We start from the raw sequence: 16,391 nt of genomic DNA, 5'->3' as shown, positions 1-16,391 counted from the left end.
TGATATAATCATTTCTGCTTATGACGTGAGGGCCGGAAGTTCTTTGTGAGGCGCTCGTTGAAAAGGGGATAGAAATGAAAAAGAGATTTGTATTATTAATGCCTGTAACATGGCTTGTTTTTATCGCGCTATATTTTATCGACAGAAGACTGATGGCCGTTCCTCTGGCGGCAAGCATAATTGTGTCGCTGGCCATTCTGATGATCAATGCATTTATTGTTATTAAGGTCAGCTCGGGCAAAGGACTTAAGATCACGATGTCCGTGTTGTCTCTTTTGGCTGTGCTGATCTACAGTCTGGCTGGCATTGTCTGCAATCCCTACTGGAATTCCATAACCGGATATGCAAACAGACCGTATGCTGATTCGTATGAGAATACCGTAACTTCCAAAGAAGCCATCGAAGATCTTGATTACATGATGAGATTTCTGAAGAAAGATCATCCGGCCTTGCTTAACGGAATGCCTCAGGAAGTGGAGGATAGATATAAGACTGTCAGAAGTGAACTTGAGAGCATCGATACGATAACCGTAAACGAGTTGTGCAGGAAGACCGAATATGTGCTCAATTGTCTCCACGACGGACATACGTATACTTTCCCGAAATATGATTTCCACTATCTTAAGGACTGCTTTTCGGAGGAGCTTGCAGGTTATAAGACCACATCAGTAAACGGCCTTACGATAGACGAGCTTGCGGAGCAGAGCAGGGATATCATAAGTTACGAAGCAGAGAGCTGGGAGATATCAAGGATAAGAAGTCTGTATTTTACTCTTGAAGGATTGGATTTTCTCGGCCTTGATAATACGGAAGTCACTTATGTGTTCGAAAAAGACGGCGATAAGACCACCAGAACGTATACTCAGGAAGATTATGCGCTCCTGGATGAGATAGAGATGAAGACCGAAGATACTGCTACGGAATCTTTCGTAAGTTATGAGATCGATGAGGAAAACAGTCTTGCCATAATGACACTGACGGAGTGCAATGCAAATGCGGAATACAACAAAGCCGTCAGGGATATGTTCACAGAGGTGAAAGAAAAGAATATTCAGCATGTGGCCGTTGACATCCGCGGCAACGGCGGCGGAAATGATGCGGTAATAAGCGAGTTCTTCAGATATCTCGATATCGATGAATATAAGACCTGCGGACTGGAATGGAGACTGGGATTTTTCACGGTTCCGTATCCTGCCAGATCTGTAAAGAACGAGAAAGCCGATGAGCTTCTTTTCAAGGGCGATTTCTATCTCCTTACATCTTCGGGAACTTTCAGTTCCGGCATGTTATATGCCCAGTATGTTAAGGATAATCACATCGGAACGATAATCGGTGAAGCGCCCGGCAATGATCCCAACGGATATGGCGAAGTCGTCTTCTTCAGTCTGCCAAACTCGAAGATATTCATGTCTGTCTCGACAAAGCATTTCGTCAGGGCGGATGCAAATGCCGGAACATATCTGGTCGAACCTGATATATCATGCGATTATTCGGAAGCAAAAGAACGGCTTTATGAGGCGATCGGTTAAAGATACCATGAATATTGGCGGTGGCCTGAACGCATCGAAATGATGACCGCACTGACATAAAACTGATAACGTTTGGCAGCATAAAGGACCGCATCTGTAGCCTAAACATCAGAACGCTCATGTATTACCGATTGGCCGGTTTACAGTCTCTTGTGATAATGAATACATAAGGTAATAATCAATCACAGGGGGACTTTTAAGATGACAATTTTTATTTTCAAGATAATCGCAATGATAACGATGACATCAGATCACCTCGCAACGGGATTCTTTGATGGCATGCCCGTGATGAGGATCATTGGAAGGATCGCTTTTCTGCTCTATGCTTTCATGATCGCGGAAGGCTACTACCACCTCAAGGACAAGCCCGAAAGGCTCAAGGCACACATTATCAAGCTCGGCGCGCTTTGCGTCATCTCGGAATTCGCATACGACTTTTTCGAGACGGGAAAACTCATCGACTGGAGTTCCCAGAGCGTTATGCCGGTGCTCTTCTTAGGCTTCATCGGACTTATCATCACCGAAAAGTTTTCGAAGCAGCCCTGGATCGTAGTCATCTACTACGCGGCATCAGCCTTTATCTCATATTTCGCGAAATTCAACTACAAGTTCGCAGGCGTGCTCCTCATATACGCATTCTATTTCTTCATCAAGTATGCGGGTAAGAAATCCATCATCAAGAAGTTCCTTATCCTCTCGGCAATGATATCGGTCTATTTCTGCATCTATGTGTGGGCAAGAGCAAGCTTCGGCGGTCCATCCGCATGGCTCGAGGCATTCATGAAGATCCGCTTCTGGCTCGTCGGCCACTATGCCGCAATGCTCCTCATCGCTACTTATAACGGCAAGAAGGGCCCCGGAAACAAGGCGTTCGGCGTGATCTATTCTATCTACTATCCGCTTCATCTCGCGGTGCTCGGACTGGTTGAGATGATAATGAAATAAGCACTTTGCAGCTTTGGCTGTCCGGTGCGTGGAGAAATCACGATGATATGAAAATGTGAATATGCCGCCGTTTCCGCACTGTGACTGGAGATTGGTGAGACCGGTGCTAAAATGAAAATATAAGCTTTTCGTGAGGCGGCATCATATGGATAAGTTTTTTGATAAAGTGCTCGTAAACATTGCTCTCGGCGTCCCGCCGGCAATTGTATATCTGATAAGCGTTGTCAAAGAGGGCATCAGATACGATTACAATCCTGTGTATTGGCCTGCCAACAAACTGTAACAGCTAAAGGGCAGTAAAAGAGATAACTGCTGATTGAGTCAGGGCGCAGGAATCACCGACACCTGGTCTGGCTTCAGACTTGATTGGTTTTAATTAGTGGAAGGTATCGAAAACGGAGGGCTTTCCTAGTTTTCAATACCTTTGATTTTCGGAGGTATCGAAATTGAATGACTTCGCCAGGTTTCGATACCTTGGCTTCTTGGCGGATATCGTTTTTGGAAACTTTCTCCCGAAAACGATATCTTGCCCTTCCGCCCGATATCGTTTTTGGAAACTTTCTCCCGAAAACGATATCTTGCCCTTTCGCCCGATATCGTTTTTTGCAACTTTCTCCCGAAAACGATATCTTGCCCATCCGACTGATATCGTTTTAGAAGACTTTCTCCCAAAAACGATATCTTACCGCCCAAAGCATACTCCCAATAATTCCGAGCCCCGGATAATTTCAGGCAACAGACAGTTAATGATATAGTATAAGGCAGAACAGTTTTCAGAATAAAAACAAGGCGGTATTTATATGGATTCAGTTGACGTATACGCGATCGCGGGACTTATCGTAGGACTCATAGGTCTTGCAATGATCATTGCAGGCTTCATCATCCTGATACGCTCCATTATCAGCACCATCAAAAAGAAGAAGCGTATAGGGGGAATAGTCGGAGGAGCGCTGCTCATAGTCTTCTCGCTTGTGGCGTTTTACGCTGCGATGGTGCTCATGCTCCTGAACGGAATCGCGATGTCTTAGATCAAGGAGGCATTATGAAGGTCAAGTCTGTTGCAGCCTGTCTGCTCGCGGCGGTGATGCTCACGTCCTGCAGTTTGCTCGAAGATCTTTCCAAACCGAGATCTCCAGAAGCCGTCAAGGTGCCGGAGCTGGCCGAACTTCATGCCAGAGAAGGTGTAATGATGTATGTCTCATCGAGCAACGTCTATATGGCGAATTACTACGATGATGAACTGTCTGGCATCGGCTACAGCATCGATTGGGACGGGACAGTGACCAGAAACGTGTACTACAGCATCTCGGACCCCATGACGTCCACGGCGGTATTGGGCAATGCGGATTTCGAGAAGTTCTACAGATTCGGTGAGTACTGCAGGTATAACGATCCGTATAAGGACTATTCGGAAAAGGTCTATGACGGCACGACTTACTCCTTCCATTATTACTATGACGCAAATGAACAGCCGTTTGAGATCTACAGGGGTTACTGTTATCAGGTTGACGAACTGCAAGATATAGAGAAAACATTGTACTATCTGTTCCCGGAGCCGGATTCTTACGGACCTAACAGGCAGACGGGCTGACGGTTCAGGAGAATAAGAACGTGGAGCAAAAGATCATATTGGAAACAGAGCGCCTTTATCTGCGCGAAATGAACATGGACGATCACGCGGCATTATTCAAGGTCCTCGGAGATCCTGAGATAATGCAGCATTATCCGTATTCGTTCGATGAGCAGCGGGTCTGTGAATGGATCGAAAGGAACATGAACAGGTACCGCGAGAACGGTTTCGGTCTGTGGGCTGTATGCCTGAAAGATACCGGCGAGATGATTGGCGACTGCGGGCTGACGCTCCAGAACATCGAAGGCGAGATGCTCCCGGAGATCGGCTATCACATCCGCGCTGACCAGCAGCGAAAAGGCTATGCCAAAGAAGCCGCTGCGGCCGTCCGCGACTGGGCGTTTGCCAACACGTCATACCCGGCGCTCTATTCTTACTGCAAATACACGAATACGGGTTCATACAAGACCGCCGAATCAATCGGCATGCATTTCGCGAAAGAATACCCCGATCCGGACAACGAGATAACTCATGTATCGGTTATCTTCCGAGATGAGATGTGAATAGCTGACTGAATAAGTATCATATGAGAACGATTCCGGGTCTTATCGCAGGTGTAAGTCTATGGCCCTCTCGCAGATTCAGGTACGCTTATGCCTCTTGCACTTCTGAGGGTTTTGCTGCGATCGGCGGCGGTGCAACGAAGAGGTTGTTCCACTATATAGATCTTTGGCGGAGATATTATCGCCACTGCATCTGATTGGCCTGCCGGTATAGTAGCTTCAAAACATCAGTCATTTTCAGAGGGGCGATTTTATCCCAAAAGTTCAAAAATGTTTCACTAGGGATATTTTTCAGAGGTGATTTTATCCCAAAAGCTTAAAAAAACTTCACTTGGGATAATTTTCGTCCCGCATTTTATCCCAAACCTCAAGAAAACTTCATTTAGGGATAATTTTGAACTCAATTTTTATCCCCAAATGCAAGAAAACCTCATCTTGGGATAATTTCAAGCTCACCTTCCCAAAGTCGAGGTATCGAAATATTGAAAAGACGTTTGCTTTTGAGGCAGTCTTTAGTTTTGCGAGGAGTTTTGTTTCTTGATGGAAACTATGAAGAACTATAAAAGAACACAAAAACTATAAAGAACGGCGAATTTTCAAGTCAAGTGCAACGTGGTTGAATAGAAGACCTCGTAAGGTGTTGCATAGCCCAGACACTTTCTTGGCCTGGTGTTCAGATTATACACGACCTGTTCGACTAATTTATCTGTCATTTGTGTTATGTCCTTTCCTTTTGGAAAATATTCTCTAAGTAAGCCGTTGGTATTCTCGTTTGTTCCTCTAGCCCAGGGTTGGTGAGGTGCCGGAAAGTAGAATTCAATGCCGGTTTCTTTAGTGATCTCAGCATGTCTGGCAAATTCTTTGCCTCTATCTAAGGTCACGGTGAATACCGGTTGTCCTTTCAGGAGAGAGGACATAACTTCATTTACGTCATCTGACAACTTGGATCTGGACTTCTTACTAAGCAAGAATCGGCTGCGTCGATCTGTAAGTGTTACCAGACAAGACTTGTTAAATACACCAGCTACGGTATCACCCTCCCAATCACCGATTCTCAGACGTTTATTGGCCTCTTCAGGACGATCCTCTATTCGGTTGGAGATTATAATCTTTCCACGCTTTTCAAATTTGCGTCTTACATTTTTACCTTTACGCCTAAGCTTCAAGATCAGACCTCTGCCGTATTCACCTTTTCTGTTAAACACTTTCTTGTGCAGTGCACGGTAAATCGTGCTGTAACTTATTGAGTATTCTGAGTTCTCATGTTTGAGACGTCCTGCAATCTGTTCAGGGGACCATTGGTACACTTCTATCTTTTCTCTTACAGTCTCTTTCAAAGCCTCATTAGAGAGCTTGGGCTGCATCCGGCAAGTCAATCTTCTTGTTTCATACTTTCCTTGGGCAGTAGAAGCTCTATAGAAAGTTTGATATGAATTTCTTTTTATCTCACGTGATATGGTTGACTTGTTACGTCCCAAATAATCTGCAATAGCTGTAACACTCCAACCGTGTGATAGCCACAGCATTATCATTTCCCGTTCCATTAGTGTAAGATGATGGTAGTTGCTCATAAGGTGCTCCTTTGATGTTTTTTGTTTAGCAACACCATTATATCAAGGGCCCTATGGGCAATTCTTATTTACTGCGGTTGCACTTGACTTGAAAATTCGCCACTATAAAAACGGCTGCAAACTATAAAGGAATATAAAAATGAAGAAGACAAATCCCTATTCCCTTACATTCGGCAAGGAGCCTGTCTGTGTAATCCCCAGAACAATACAGATCAATACTGTATGCGATATGTTTATGGCGGAGAATCCACCCCAGCAGATATATATGATCACCGGCGTAAAAGGTGCCGGGAAGACAGTCTTTATGTCTGAGATACAAAAGACATTGGCAAAACAGGATAACTGGATAACAGTGGAATTAAACCCGGCAAAAGACCTGCTGGTCTCACTGGCCGCAAAACTCTATAACGATCAGAAACTGACGGCGCTCTTCAAAAATGCAAAGATCAACCTGTCTTTTTACGGAATAGGCGTGGAGATAAGCAACACGGATCCTATTACCGATATAGAGACAGCATTGACGAGGATGCTCGAGACTCTTAAGAAGAAAAAGAAAAGGATCCTTATTACGATCGATGAAGTCACATCCACTGAGAACATGAAGATCTTTGCAAGTGCATACCAGATATTCGTTCGTAACGAACTGCCTGTATTTCTTCTTATGACAGGACTTTATGAGAATATCCATGCGCTTCAGAACGAGGACATGCTTACATTCCTGTATCGTGCACCGAAGATCACTCTCGGCTCGCTCAACATTTCAAGCTTTGCCGAGAATTACCGTCAGAAATTCGATCTGGGAGCTAAGCCCTCGCTTGAGATGGCCAAGCTTACAAGAGGCTATCCTTTTGCCTTCCAGGTGTTGGGTTACTATACATTCGAAAATGGCGGAAATTTCAAGAAGGCCCTGTCAAGTTACAGAGCTTATCTTGAAGATTATGTATATGAGAAGATATGGTCCGAACTGTCAGCAAATGACAGAAAGGTCATGCACGCCATAGCTAATTCCGACACTGGAAAGATCAGTGATATCAGACAGGATCTGTCTATGGAATCAAATGAATTCAGTCCTTACAGGGATCGTCTGATCAAGCGAGGGTTGTTAAACGGTGACAAGCACGGATATGTGAGTTTTACGTTGCCCTTGTTTGAGGATTTTACGATAGCAAATTATTGATCGCCGAAATTATTGGAAAAAGAGATCACCAAAAGGTATGTTCTAAAAACGAAAAATCGAAAATCAGAACATAGTTCGTCTGATGTAGTAATCCTCGAAGACGTTGAGATTTCTGTGAGAGATCATGCTGCGGTGTGACCAGGCGAACGTTACTTCTCTCTCGGCAGCATTATCGACAGCGTAAACGATTCATCATCGGATTCAGCCTTTAAGATGCCGTCGCAGTCTTCCGTCGCGCGCCTGACATTCATCAGGCCGAAGCCGTGATGCTCCTTGTCGGATTTGGAAGTGTATCCCGAAGAACTCAGGAGCTTGCCGATGTCGACTTTTTTACTGGCTGAATTCGTGATCTTGATAACGAAGAACTTATCCGTTCTCTTTATGTTCAAAGATACATAGGGCTGCTTGCACGAGGAAGCGGCCTCTATCGCGTTGTCCAAAGCGTTGGCGAAGATGCTGCACATGTCCATGGGCTTCATGCCGAGGCCGCCGTCGGCGACTCCGTCGAGCGTGAAGCGGATGTTCATCTCTTCCATCCTGTCGGCTTTCATGGAGACGATGAGGTCGAGCATCTCGTCACCCGTGACGTATTTTGGGGAGAGGGAACTGACGTTGCCGAGCATGTCCCTTACGTGTTCACGGGCTTCATCGACGTGGCCCTCGTCGAGCATCATCTGTGTGAGGGCGAGGTTGTTCTTTATGTCATGCCTGAACTGCTGGGTCTCGACCTGCTTTTTCTTGTACTGGCCGATGTATTCGAGCTCTGCTGCGATGTATGTTTCCTGTGATTTGTTCTTCTCCTTCAGGGCTCTCTCGGTGGTCGATACTATCACGAAGACCGGCATAGCGAGTCCCAGTATTATCACACCAATTGCGAACAGAAAGCTCATGACCATATATCTGTCATCGATGGTATATTCATCGGCAGGCATGGCTGCGGGTACGCTGGGTAATACGGTAAATATCGCGACCCAGATCACAAAGACGATCCTGTAGGGAATCCCTATGACGAAGTATTTCTTTCTTCTGTAGAATCCCAGATATACGATCACGAAGAGCGCCACCGTAACGATCAAGCCGACTGAAGATACCAGTAACCATTCGGTTCCCTCACCAAGATTCTCGTAAAAGATATCCATGAGCACATCGTCGGTCCCGCCAAGGAAATAGACCAGTGTCAGCTGGGAGAAAGAGCCTATGTACGATGTGAAAAGATAGAAGCATACCGTCGATTCTATCGCGCGTAAGATGCGTTTTTCCTTATACGCAAACAGATAGAATACGAATGAGTAGACGAATATGGCACCCGTCAGTATGCCGTTCAGTACATAATATGTGTCGCTGTCAGGTTCTTCACTGAAGCAAAGGGTCATGATGACAGAGCCGATCACGCTGATCGCGAGAACTCCGAAAGATGAGAATACGAGCTTTCTTGTCAGCACGATATATCTGCCGAGGAAGCACGCCGCCACGAGCACCACCGTCAGCATAGCGACGATGAACTGGAGATTGCTCAGAAGGGAGATGAAGGCGGCAAACGCATAATCCCAAAATGTTTCGCTCATGTCAGAAAGCCGATCCTTCCACGTAAGAATAAAGAGCTTCTTTCAGCGCCTTTGTGTTGCTGCGGCTGACGGGAAGGGTGGTTCCGTCCTCCATCAGTACGTCGTTCTTCACGAGTTTCTTTACCTTCGACAGGGATATCAGATAGCCTCTGTGGATCCTGAAGAAACCGTCGTTCTTGAGTTTCTCTTCGAAGTCGCCGATGTTGTATCTGATGACGTGCTCGCCCTTTGAGGTCACGATCCTGACGTTCTGGTTCATGGCTTCCATGTAGATGACGTCGCCGATGTCGATCAGTATCTCTTCGCCCTCTTCTCTGATTATTATCTGCCTGTCGCCGCCCTGTTTTTCCTGGACATACCTGATGACTTCCTTGAGCTTGTTTATGTCGACCGGCTTGGTGAGGTACCTCAAAGCGTTTACCTCATAGCCTTCCAGGGCATATTCGATGTGGCCCGTGAGGAAGACGATGAATACGTTCTCCGATACCAAACGGAGCTTTTTGGCCAGCGTGATGCCGTCGATCGCAGGCATCTCGATGTCGAGGAACACCAGATCGTAAGGTGATGAAGTGAACTCTTTTATGAGAATGTTGCCGTCGTCGAAAGTATCAATGTCGTAATCCACATTGATCAGAAGTTTATCGAGGAGAGTCTTTAAGTCTATCCTGTATCTTTCCTCATCATCACATACCGCTATACGCACGAAAAGCACCTGCCTGTATTGATTATCTAATGATTCTATATTAACTGAACTGCGCTTTGCAAGAAATACCGTTTGCGACAGGATTTATACCATTCGCACCAAACCGGAAGACAGGACCTTTTCCTTTGCTACAATCCCCGTGGATCAAATAACGAAAGGGGTTATCAAAATGAAGAAGGTATTAGCAGCAATAGGAAAGGCACTGGCGTATTTCGCAGTCTATCTGCTCGCATCCAACGTCGCAACTTTTATCATATCGGCGATATTCGGTTATTTTAAGGGCAGGGAGTACAGCGCGGCAGGTTACAGTTATGAAGAGGGTCAGGCCCTATACCAGAATGACGTGGCAGCCATGACGGGTATCTTCCTCATGGCAGGTGCGCTCCTCACACTCCTTACATATTTCATTATCGAGAAGGTCAAGAAGTCGAGCCTTGCGAAAGAGGCTGACATCAAGAAGGTATCCGGAAAGCAGCTCGGCCTTACAGTGGTCGGCGCTCTCGGAGGAATGTTCTTCATGAACTTCATGCTCAGCATCCTTCCGATCCCCGCAGAACTAATGGGCGGTCTCTCTTCGGGCATGAGCAAGCTCACGTCCTATCCGTTCTGGCAGGCGATCCTCGCAAATGCCCTCCTCGTTCCCATCATGGAAGAAGTCGTATTCAGAGGTTACATTTTCAACAGGCTCGAAAAAGGCATGCCCACGATCGTTGCAGCCCTCATCTCATCAGTCGCTTTCGGCATTGTACACGGCGGAATCGTTTGGGGCACATGGGCATTCTTCCTCGGCCTCATCATCTGCGTCGTTAGGATCAAGTCAGGATCCATCGTCCCGGGCATCATCTTTCACATCATCATGAATACATTCGCCATGGTCGTCTCATATTTCCCTGTTCTCGATAAGCTCTCGACAGCAGGAGTGTACATCCTTACCGCAGTAGGCGGCATCCTCGTTGCCGTATATGTAGCAGGCATTCTCATGGACAAGAAGGCTCTGACAGCCGATTCCAAGAAACCCGAGGTAGTCGTCACATCATCAAAGAGCTAAGCTCTTAATTTGCTTTAGGGAAAAACAGGTAATAGATTAAGGTATGCGCTGCCGGCGGAGAGGTTTGATCTCTGCCGGCAGCTGCCTGTATGGGCGTGTCGATGGGCGTGAAAAAGAGCAGGAAAGGCATGTGCACAGAAATGTCATTCTTATTATCCATATACTCATTATATACCGACAGATGATGTCTCAATAGCGGCTCTAACCTACCAAAAACAAGAAAAACCTGAAACTATTCAAGAAAAAAGCGCGAAAAACATGAAACACTTCATGAAATTTGCGTTTTTGACCTCCTGCTGATAAAATCAAAAGTAAGACGGGAGGCAGATAATGTATAGAAAATTTCTTCGCGTTTTAGAATCGTGGGAAGACGGAAAGGTTAAGGAACCGCTTCTCATAACAGGTGCCAGACAGGTTGGCAAGACCTGGCTGATCAAGTCATTCTGTGAAGAAAGATATGACGATTATATCTATATAAACCTTGAAGAGCAGAAGTCGGTCGCATCCGTGTTCGAGGGCGATCTTGATCCCGAAACGCTTTTAAGGAATATCGGAATGCTCCTCGGGCGAAAGGTCGACAGTAAGACTGCGATCTTCATTGACGAGATACAGGTCAGTGAAAGGGCGATTAATTCCCTTAAGTATTTCTGCGAAGCAAAAGAGAATTACAGGATCATATGTGCCGGCAGCCTTCTCGGCGTAAAGATCAACAGGTTTCAGTCTTCTTTTCCAGTCGGTAAAGTTTGCATAGAAAAGATGTACCCGATGGATCTTGAAGAATTCCTTATCGCATGCGGAGAGGAACAGCTCAGAGACGGAATAAGAGCTGCATATGACAGTATGACCGCATTCCCGGAAGCCGTTCACGGGAAAGCTTTGAAGCTTTACCACGATTACCTGATAGTTGGTGGTATGCCCCAGGCTGTGTCAGATTATATAAGAAACGGAAAAGATGTCATGGCATTCAACAGAGATCTGTTGGAGTATATTATGCTTGCATATAAAGCAGATATGGCAAAATATGTCTTCAGTTCTGCTGAAAGCACAAAGATATCTTCCGTGTATGACAGTATCCCAAGACAGCTTGCCAGAGATAACCCGAAATTTAAGTACAGTGAGATAAAGACCACGGCAAACAAGAGAGATTACTATGCCCCCATAGACTGGCTCCGTTCATCCGGGATGGTCTATAAGATCGATTCTCTTGATGCCGTTTCTGCTCCGTTGAAAGCATATGAGAATGGATCAAACTTTAAGATATATCTGTCTGATGTCGGACTGCTCTGCCGTATGACCGGGTTAGGACCTGCCGATCTTATGCCTGACAGAGATAACATGTTTAAGGGTGCGGTGGTTGAGAACTATGTCTTTGAACAACTGGCTGTTACACATGCAGATCTGTATTACTTTAAGCCGTCGGAAAGTATGGAGATAGATGTGATCCTTCAGGTATCAAATGACATTATCCCGATCGATATAAAGTCGGGCCGGCACAAGAGATCCATAAGCCTTAAAAACTATATGGAGAAATATAAACCTGAATATTCCGTTAGATTGTCCGAGAATAACTTCGGAATGACGAACGGTATCAGGTCGGTGCCGCTTTACGCGGTGTTTTGCATTTAATAAACGCGTAATGCCCGGAAGCTTAACGAAGGAGCCATGCTTCATCGAAATACAGGATAAATACAGAGACTGCAGAAGCGGGGAAGGAATATGAGTAAAAAGATCAAGATCCCGTTGATAATAATTCTGGCTATAGTGGGAGCATTCCTGCTCGGAAGATTCGGCTTAAAGCTCGGATCCAGGCAATACGATTCTTATGAGAAGTTCAGAGAAAACGCATATCTGAGGTTTTCCGTTGACATCCCCGCAGGAGCTTCCGACCAGAGGTTTTTCACTAACAACATAGGCATAGGCAAATATTCGCTCTATGCATTTACACTTGATAAAGAAGAGTACGATAAACTCATCAGTTCCTTGGTCGCGAAATATGATCTCGAATGCGATCCTGAAGATGACAATGCGAAATACGGCAGTGCCAGGTTTTACATGAAAAAAGTCAGCGAAGTTCAGAATCCCGATTCATATGGCGACAGCTTCCCGATTAATCTGAAATACGATAAGGTGATAGACGATGACATCAATTCCTATGACGTCATCTATTTCTATCCAATGTACACCGGATCGAGTACATGCGGTCTGGTCGCGAATCCTGATACCGGACGCATCGTGGTAATGAACAAAGGGAATATTAAGTGAGATAAACCGACACTTCCTCAAACATCTGTTGCTTAAACAACATACAGAGCAGACATTACTGATTGTCTGCGTATCCTAATCCCTTGATAATGAAGTCATAAAAGATAAATATCAAAGGAGGACAGAAAGATGTTCGGAAAGAGATTTACAGGAAAATTAGCAGCCGCGATCCTGGCGGGCATAATGGTCATCGGAGCCGGCATGACGGTTTTGGCAGATGAGAAGATCGTAACGGTAGAAGAAAAAGAATTGTTATTCAGAAGCTATTGTCCAGAACAGACATTTGAATTCATCCCGGAATATACAGGCGAGTATATATTCAGATCCGGATGTGATGCTCCGACATCCAACCGCATCGTGGATCCCTGGATAAAGGTAGAGCAGGGAGATAACACCTGGTATGACTTTGACAGCGCACCCGACGGTTTCAATTTCAAGTTAAGAGTTCACTTAGAAGCAGGAGTTCCCTGTGAGGTACAGGTCCAGTGCCAGGGATATTTCACCAAATACTACATGCCCGTCCTGATCAGCCGTGTCGAGACGGAGCCGGAAGAAAACGCAGTTCCCGAATTAACGGAAGAACAGATCGCAGGAGCAAGGTTTTATCTTAAAATATTTTTCCACATCGCATACGCTGATGAGGATGTGACCTGGGAAGAGATCGATGAAGCAATAGACGCCCTTACAGTTGAAGAAATAATCGATATCTGTGAGGAGATCGGATACAAGTTCTGACGATACCGATAACAATCATAAACACAAAAGATCGGGTTGCTATTTAACGACAACCCGATCTTACTTTGAGTCGGATTATTAATATGCGAAAAAGATTTAAATTGGTTATCTAAAACTCATCATCCGAAATCCCAGAATCCTGATCCTGTTTCTTCGTTATACATTCTGCCTATCTTGCCACCGATGACGGGTCTCAGTTCGATCTCTGCAGTGTAGAGGACCGTGAGAGATTTGATGTGGCCGCCCGACATATGATGTCCGTTCTCATCCTTGTAAGCAACTGCGGCATGTGTGTGATGGTAGTAGTTCATGTCGTCGTCGGTAATGACGTTGCCTGTAAGTGATACCAGTTCGAGCATTCCTGTTAGTGTGTCTGTCTCGAATTCTCCCTTCTCGGGTATAAAGGTCTGGATCTCAGCTTTGGACAGTCCGCCTATTCCGCTGAAGATGCAGGATGCGATGCCTTCTTTCTTGCACAGATCCAGGATGCATGAGATGATCTCGTCTCCTCTGTCCATTCGCACATAGTAAGTGTCTGAGAATTTTCTGTAATCCATACCGCCATCCTCGCTTTTCTTCAGTTGTCTTCTGTTAACTAATTATATCACCCCGAAAATTGTCCTGATAAGTGAACTTTCCGGTCGGTAGAAGAACCAGAAAACTTGGTATAATTAAAAGATCAGGAAAGGAAGCTTTCTATTGACTTAAACGAGGTTCTTTATGGGTCTGATCAAATGTCCGGATTGCGGGAATATGGTATCTGACAGGGCGGCATTCTGTCCCTCGTGCGGCTGCCCCGGTGACGTGATCAGGGAAGAATACGATAAGGAAAATGATCCCCAGAGGCTGACATACATTTTTCTCATGTTCAATCTTCTGAAGTGTGCCGACCGCAAGGACCTGGTGCTCGCAAACGACTGCTTCATGAATGAACTGAAGAAAAGATTTGATGTGGGATATCCCGTTACCTTCATCGGCCGGGACAACTTCGATGAGCACCTGAAAAAGATAACCGATAAGCAGTTCGAGTTTCCTTATGTGTTGATATCTTCTTCATTCAGATATGTGCTCGATTACAGGAAGTTCACCGTCACGAGGAGCGACAGGACTTCCTATCAGCTTTACTACGATCCCGAGACTCTCCCGAGCGATTACGCTCCGAATATAGAAGTGTTCTCCGACAAACCTGAACAGGTCGAAGAGATAGTTGCAAAGATAACGGAACTCCTCGGTACCACCATGTCATACTGGTCGCCGTACCTGGCAGTAAAGGATGGTTTCTTAAGTTTTACCGACAAGATCGAGAAAACAGAAGGACCCTTAGTGCTTGTAGATATCAACGATACCAAACTTTTCTATGGTTCAATAACACTGAAGCTGAGCCCGTGGGCAAGCTACATCAACGATGAAGTAAATCCTGTCAAATACGATTCGCTCCGCACATTGCGAAATGTCCAGCTCGCGCAGTTCTGCCTGCACTATTTCCTTTTGAAGGACGACTGCGATAAAGAGATCGATCTTTACAACTGTCTATTTAAGTCCGAAGTAGATTCCGATTATCAGAATCCTTCCAGCGAATACAAGTCGTTGAAATACAAAGTCGTTTCAGGTGATCCGATCCATTCTGAACTTGTCGACAAAGCATTTCCTAATATAAGTCTCATCTACCACGATCTTCCAAACGACATATGCGACAGGACACCTGACGGGGAAGTGAAGCAAAAAGTCTTTGAGGTGATCGCTCAGTATGAGAACACCTGGAGGAGGATCTGTGACGGATTAAATCTTCCTGAAGAGATAAACGTTCCCGACTGGAATTATTCCGGATACAGCAATAACATGCGGAGCATCCAGGGACTGGGATTCATAATCGAAGCACTCACTGCCAACCATGTGAGGAGCATCGAAGACATAGTAAACGAATATACCGAGATGCTCGCCGTCCTTGGCGAAGAAGGCAGGATAAGTAGCGATGAGCAGTACGAGGAATTCATGGAAATGTTCGAGTCCGGCAGACGCAGGAGAAGGGAATTTACCAGAGGCGTGATTAGGACTGCCGCAGGTGTCGCACTTGGGAACAAGATAAGCGACATGCTCCGTAACAAGGATTGACGAAAATACAAAGGCAACGAAAAAGTAAATGGATACAAACCTCATTGAAGAAGCAAAGAGATACATAACCAAACTGTTCGAAGGTCACTCTGACGGACACGATCTGAACCACAGCTTAAGGGTATATGAGAATGCCGTGAAGATAGCAAAGGAAGAGCACGGCTGCGATATGGAAGCGGTTGCTCTTGCATCACTCCTCCACGATGTTGATGACCATAAACTCTTCGATACAAAAGACAACGCGAATGCAGCCGGTTTTTTGAAAGAACACGGTGTGGATGCTGAGCGAATCACATTCATTGTCAGCATCATCAACTCGGTCTCCTTCAGCAAGAACAAAGGGAAGACTCCCGATACTTTGGAAGCAAAGATAGTGCAGGATGCGGACAGACTCGATGCCATGGGCGCGATCGGCATTGCGCGCACATTCGCATATGGTGGCAAGAACGGAAGGTCTTTAGAAGAGAGCATAGAACATTTCCACGACAAGCTCTTGTTGCTCAAGGACGGACTGAATACTGAAACGGCAAGGAAGATGGCTGAGGAAAGACACAGATTCCTTGAAGAATTCCTTGTGCATTTTGAAGATGAAAACCCTCTCGTATGAGCAG

Annotated in this window: 17 protein-coding genes; 13 read left to right on the top strand and 4 right to left on the bottom strand. The window is 45.5% G+C overall.

Features of this window, described 5'->3' with window-relative positions; genetic code table 11:
- Window positions 1-74: 74 nt before the first annotated feature.
- The 6 genes from BO18_RS21350 to BO18_RS21325 all read left to right on the top strand — a co-directional run bounded on the left by BO18_RS21350 (window position 75) and on the right by BO18_RS21325 (window position 4,607).
- Entirely contained in the window at window positions 75-1,529 is a 1,455-nt protein-coding gene (locus tag BO18_RS21350; protein WP_034449546.1) for a S41 family peptidase, read from the top strand.
- A gap of 201 nt (window positions 1,530-1,730) precedes the next feature.
- Entirely contained in the window at window positions 1,731-2,474 is a 744-nt protein-coding gene (locus BO18_RS21345; RefSeq protein ID WP_034449544.1) for a TraX family protein, read from the top strand.
- A 145-nt stretch (window positions 2,475-2,619) separates the two neighbouring features.
- Window positions 2,620-2,757, top strand: a complete 138-nt coding sequence (locus tag BO18_RS35020) for a hypothetical protein (protein WP_185752542.1) — start codon at window positions 2,620-2,622, stop codon at window positions 2,755-2,757.
- A gap of 517 nt (window positions 2,758-3,274) precedes the next feature.
- Window positions 3,275-3,502 carry a hypothetical protein gene (locus tag BO18_RS21335; protein ID WP_034449538.1) on the top strand — a complete coding sequence of 76 codons (228 nt, stop codon included), beginning with the start codon at window positions 3,275-3,277 and terminating at the stop codon, window positions 3,500-3,502.
- A gap of 14 nt (window positions 3,503-3,516) precedes the next feature.
- Window positions 3,517-4,065, top strand: coding sequence for a hypothetical protein (locus BO18_RS21330; RefSeq protein WP_034449537.1), 549 nt, complete (start codon window positions 3,517-3,519; stop codon window positions 4,063-4,065).
- Window positions 4,066-4,085: 20 nt separating this feature from the next.
- Entirely contained in the window at window positions 4,086-4,607 is a 522-nt protein-coding gene (locus BO18_RS21325) for a GNAT family N-acetyltransferase (protein ID WP_255350972.1), read from the top strand.
- 596 nt (window positions 4,608-5,203) lie between these two features.
- Here the strand turns inward: BO18_RS21325 and BO18_RS21320 are convergent.
- Window positions 5,204-6,178 (bottom strand): IS30 family transposase, encoded by a 975-nt coding sequence (locus tag BO18_RS21320; protein WP_034449535.1) that lies wholly within the window; start codon window positions 6,176-6,178, stop codon window positions 5,204-5,206.
- 139 nt (window positions 6,179-6,317) lie between these two features.
- On the opposite strand from BO18_RS21320, the gene BO18_RS21315 reads away from it, so the two are divergent.
- Window positions 6,318-7,355 carry an ATP-binding protein gene (locus BO18_RS21315; protein WP_034449534.1) on the top strand — a complete coding sequence of 346 codons (1,038 nt, stop codon included), beginning with the start codon at window positions 6,318-6,320 and terminating at the stop codon, window positions 7,353-7,355.
- A 149-nt stretch (window positions 7,356-7,504) separates the two neighbouring features.
- Here the strand turns inward: BO18_RS21315 and BO18_RS21310 are convergent, their stop codons facing one another.
- Together BO18_RS21310 and BO18_RS21305 are read right to left on the bottom strand one after the other, a co-directional pair.
- A complete protein-coding gene (locus BO18_RS21310; protein ID WP_034449532.1) occupies window positions 7,505-8,920 on the bottom strand; it encodes a sensor histidine kinase in 1,416 nt (471 codons plus the stop codon).
- Window position 8,921: 1 nt separating this feature from the next.
- Complete coding sequence (locus BO18_RS21305) at window positions 8,922-9,623, bottom strand: LytR/AlgR family response regulator transcription factor (RefSeq protein ID WP_034449529.1); 702 nt, start codon at window positions 9,621-9,623, stop codon at window positions 8,922-8,924.
- A gap of 169 nt (window positions 9,624-9,792) precedes the next feature.
- Between BO18_RS21305 and BO18_RS21300 the strand changes: the two genes are divergently transcribed.
- The 4 genes from BO18_RS21300 to BO18_RS21285 all read left to right on the top strand — a co-directional run bounded on the left by BO18_RS21300 (window position 9,793) and on the right by BO18_RS21285 (window position 13,668).
- On the top strand, window positions 9,793-10,671 hold the full coding sequence (locus BO18_RS21300) for a CPBP family intramembrane glutamic endopeptidase (protein ID WP_034449527.1): 879 nt from the start codon (window positions 9,793-9,795) through the stop codon (window positions 10,669-10,671).
- A gap of 330 nt (window positions 10,672-11,001) precedes the next feature.
- Window positions 11,002-12,297 carry an ATP-binding protein gene (locus tag BO18_RS21295; protein WP_034449524.1) on the top strand — a complete coding sequence of 432 codons (1,296 nt, stop codon included), beginning with the start codon at window positions 11,002-11,004 and terminating at the stop codon, window positions 12,295-12,297.
- Between the two features lie 90 nt (window positions 12,298-12,387).
- The gene (locus BO18_RS21290; RefSeq protein WP_034449522.1) at window positions 12,388-12,933 is read left to right on the top strand and encodes a hypothetical protein; all 546 of its coding nucleotides are present in this window, start codon (window positions 12,388-12,390) and stop codon (window positions 12,931-12,933) included.
- A gap of 129 nt (window positions 12,934-13,062) precedes the next feature.
- A complete protein-coding gene (locus tag BO18_RS21285) occupies window positions 13,063-13,668 on the top strand; it encodes a hypothetical protein (RefSeq protein WP_034449520.1) in 606 nt (201 codons plus the stop codon).
- Window positions 13,669-13,787: 119 nt separating this feature from the next.
- Here BO18_RS21285 and BO18_RS21280 read toward each other — a convergent pair whose 3' ends face one another.
- A complete protein-coding gene (locus BO18_RS21280; RefSeq protein ID WP_034449518.1) occupies window positions 13,788-14,225 on the bottom strand; it encodes a PPC domain-containing DNA-binding protein in 438 nt (145 codons plus the stop codon).
- Window positions 14,226-14,388: 163 nt separating this feature from the next.
- Here BO18_RS21280 and BO18_RS21275 point away from each other — a divergent pair, with 163 nt between their 5' ends.
- Window positions 14,389-15,780, top strand: coding sequence for a zinc ribbon domain-containing protein (locus BO18_RS21275; RefSeq protein ID WP_034449516.1), 1,392 nt, complete (start codon window positions 14,389-14,391; stop codon window positions 15,778-15,780).
- Between the two features lie 28 nt (window positions 15,781-15,808).
- On the top strand, window positions 15,809-16,387 hold the full coding sequence (locus BO18_RS21270) for an HD domain-containing protein (RefSeq protein WP_034449514.1): 579 nt from the start codon (window positions 15,809-15,811) through the stop codon (window positions 16,385-16,387).
- Window positions 16,388-16,391: the final 4 nt, after the last annotated feature.

It is taken from the genome of Butyrivibrio sp. AE2032, assembly GCF_000702965.1.
Note: the sequence above shows the minus strand (reverse complement) of the source record. Positions and strands in the feature narration are given on the sequence as shown.

Excerpts from the sequence above, each read along its gene's own strand:
- BO18_RS21335 (WP_034449538.1), top strand. The coding sequence starts at position 3,275 with ATGGATTCAGTTGACGTATACGCGATCGCGGGACTTATCGTAGGACTC.
- BO18_RS21345 (WP_034449544.1), top strand. The coding sequence starts at position 1,731 with ATGACAATTTTTATTTTCAAGATAATCGCAATGATAACGATGACATCA.
- BO18_RS21270 (WP_034449514.1), top strand. The coding sequence starts at position 15,809 with ATGGATACAAACCTCATTGAAGAAGCAAAGAGATACATAACCAAACTG.
- BO18_RS21350 (WP_034449546.1), top strand. The coding sequence starts at position 75 with ATGAAAAAGAGATTTGTATTATTAATGCCTGTAACATGGCTTGTTTTT.
- BO18_RS21300 (WP_034449527.1), top strand. The coding sequence starts at position 9,793 with ATGAAGAAGGTATTAGCAGCAATAGGAAAGGCACTGGCGTATTTCGCA.
- BO18_RS21315 (WP_034449534.1), top strand. The coding sequence starts at position 6,318 with ATGAAGAAGACAAATCCCTATTCCCTTACATTCGGCAAGGAGCCTGTC.
- BO18_RS21280 (WP_034449518.1), bottom strand. The coding sequence starts at position 14,225 with ATGGATTACAGAAAATTCTCAGACACTTACTATGTGCGAATGGACAGA.
- BO18_RS21290 (WP_034449522.1), top strand. The coding sequence starts at position 12,388 with ATGAGTAAAAAGATCAAGATCCCGTTGATAATAATTCTGGCTATAGTG.
- BO18_RS21295 (WP_034449524.1), top strand. The coding sequence starts at position 11,002 with ATGTATAGAAAATTTCTTCGCGTTTTAGAATCGTGGGAAGACGGAAAG.
- BO18_RS21285 (WP_034449520.1), top strand. The coding sequence starts at position 13,063 with ATGTTCGGAAAGAGATTTACAGGAAAATTAGCAGCCGCGATCCTGGCG.
- BO18_RS21275 (WP_034449516.1), top strand. The coding sequence starts at position 14,389 with ATGGGTCTGATCAAATGTCCGGATTGCGGGAATATGGTATCTGACAGG.
- BO18_RS35020 (WP_185752542.1), top strand. The coding sequence starts at position 2,620 with ATGGATAAGTTTTTTGATAAAGTGCTCGTAAACATTGCTCTCGGCGTC.
- BO18_RS21320 (WP_034449535.1), bottom strand. The coding sequence starts at position 6,178 with ATGAGCAACTACCATCATCTTACACTAATGGAACGGGAAATGATAATG.
- BO18_RS21310 (WP_034449532.1), bottom strand. The coding sequence starts at position 8,920 with ATGAGCGAAACATTTTGGGATTATGCGTTTGCCGCCTTCATCTCCCTT.
- BO18_RS21330 (WP_034449537.1), top strand. The coding sequence starts at position 3,517 with ATGAAGGTCAAGTCTGTTGCAGCCTGTCTGCTCGCGGCGGTGATGCTC.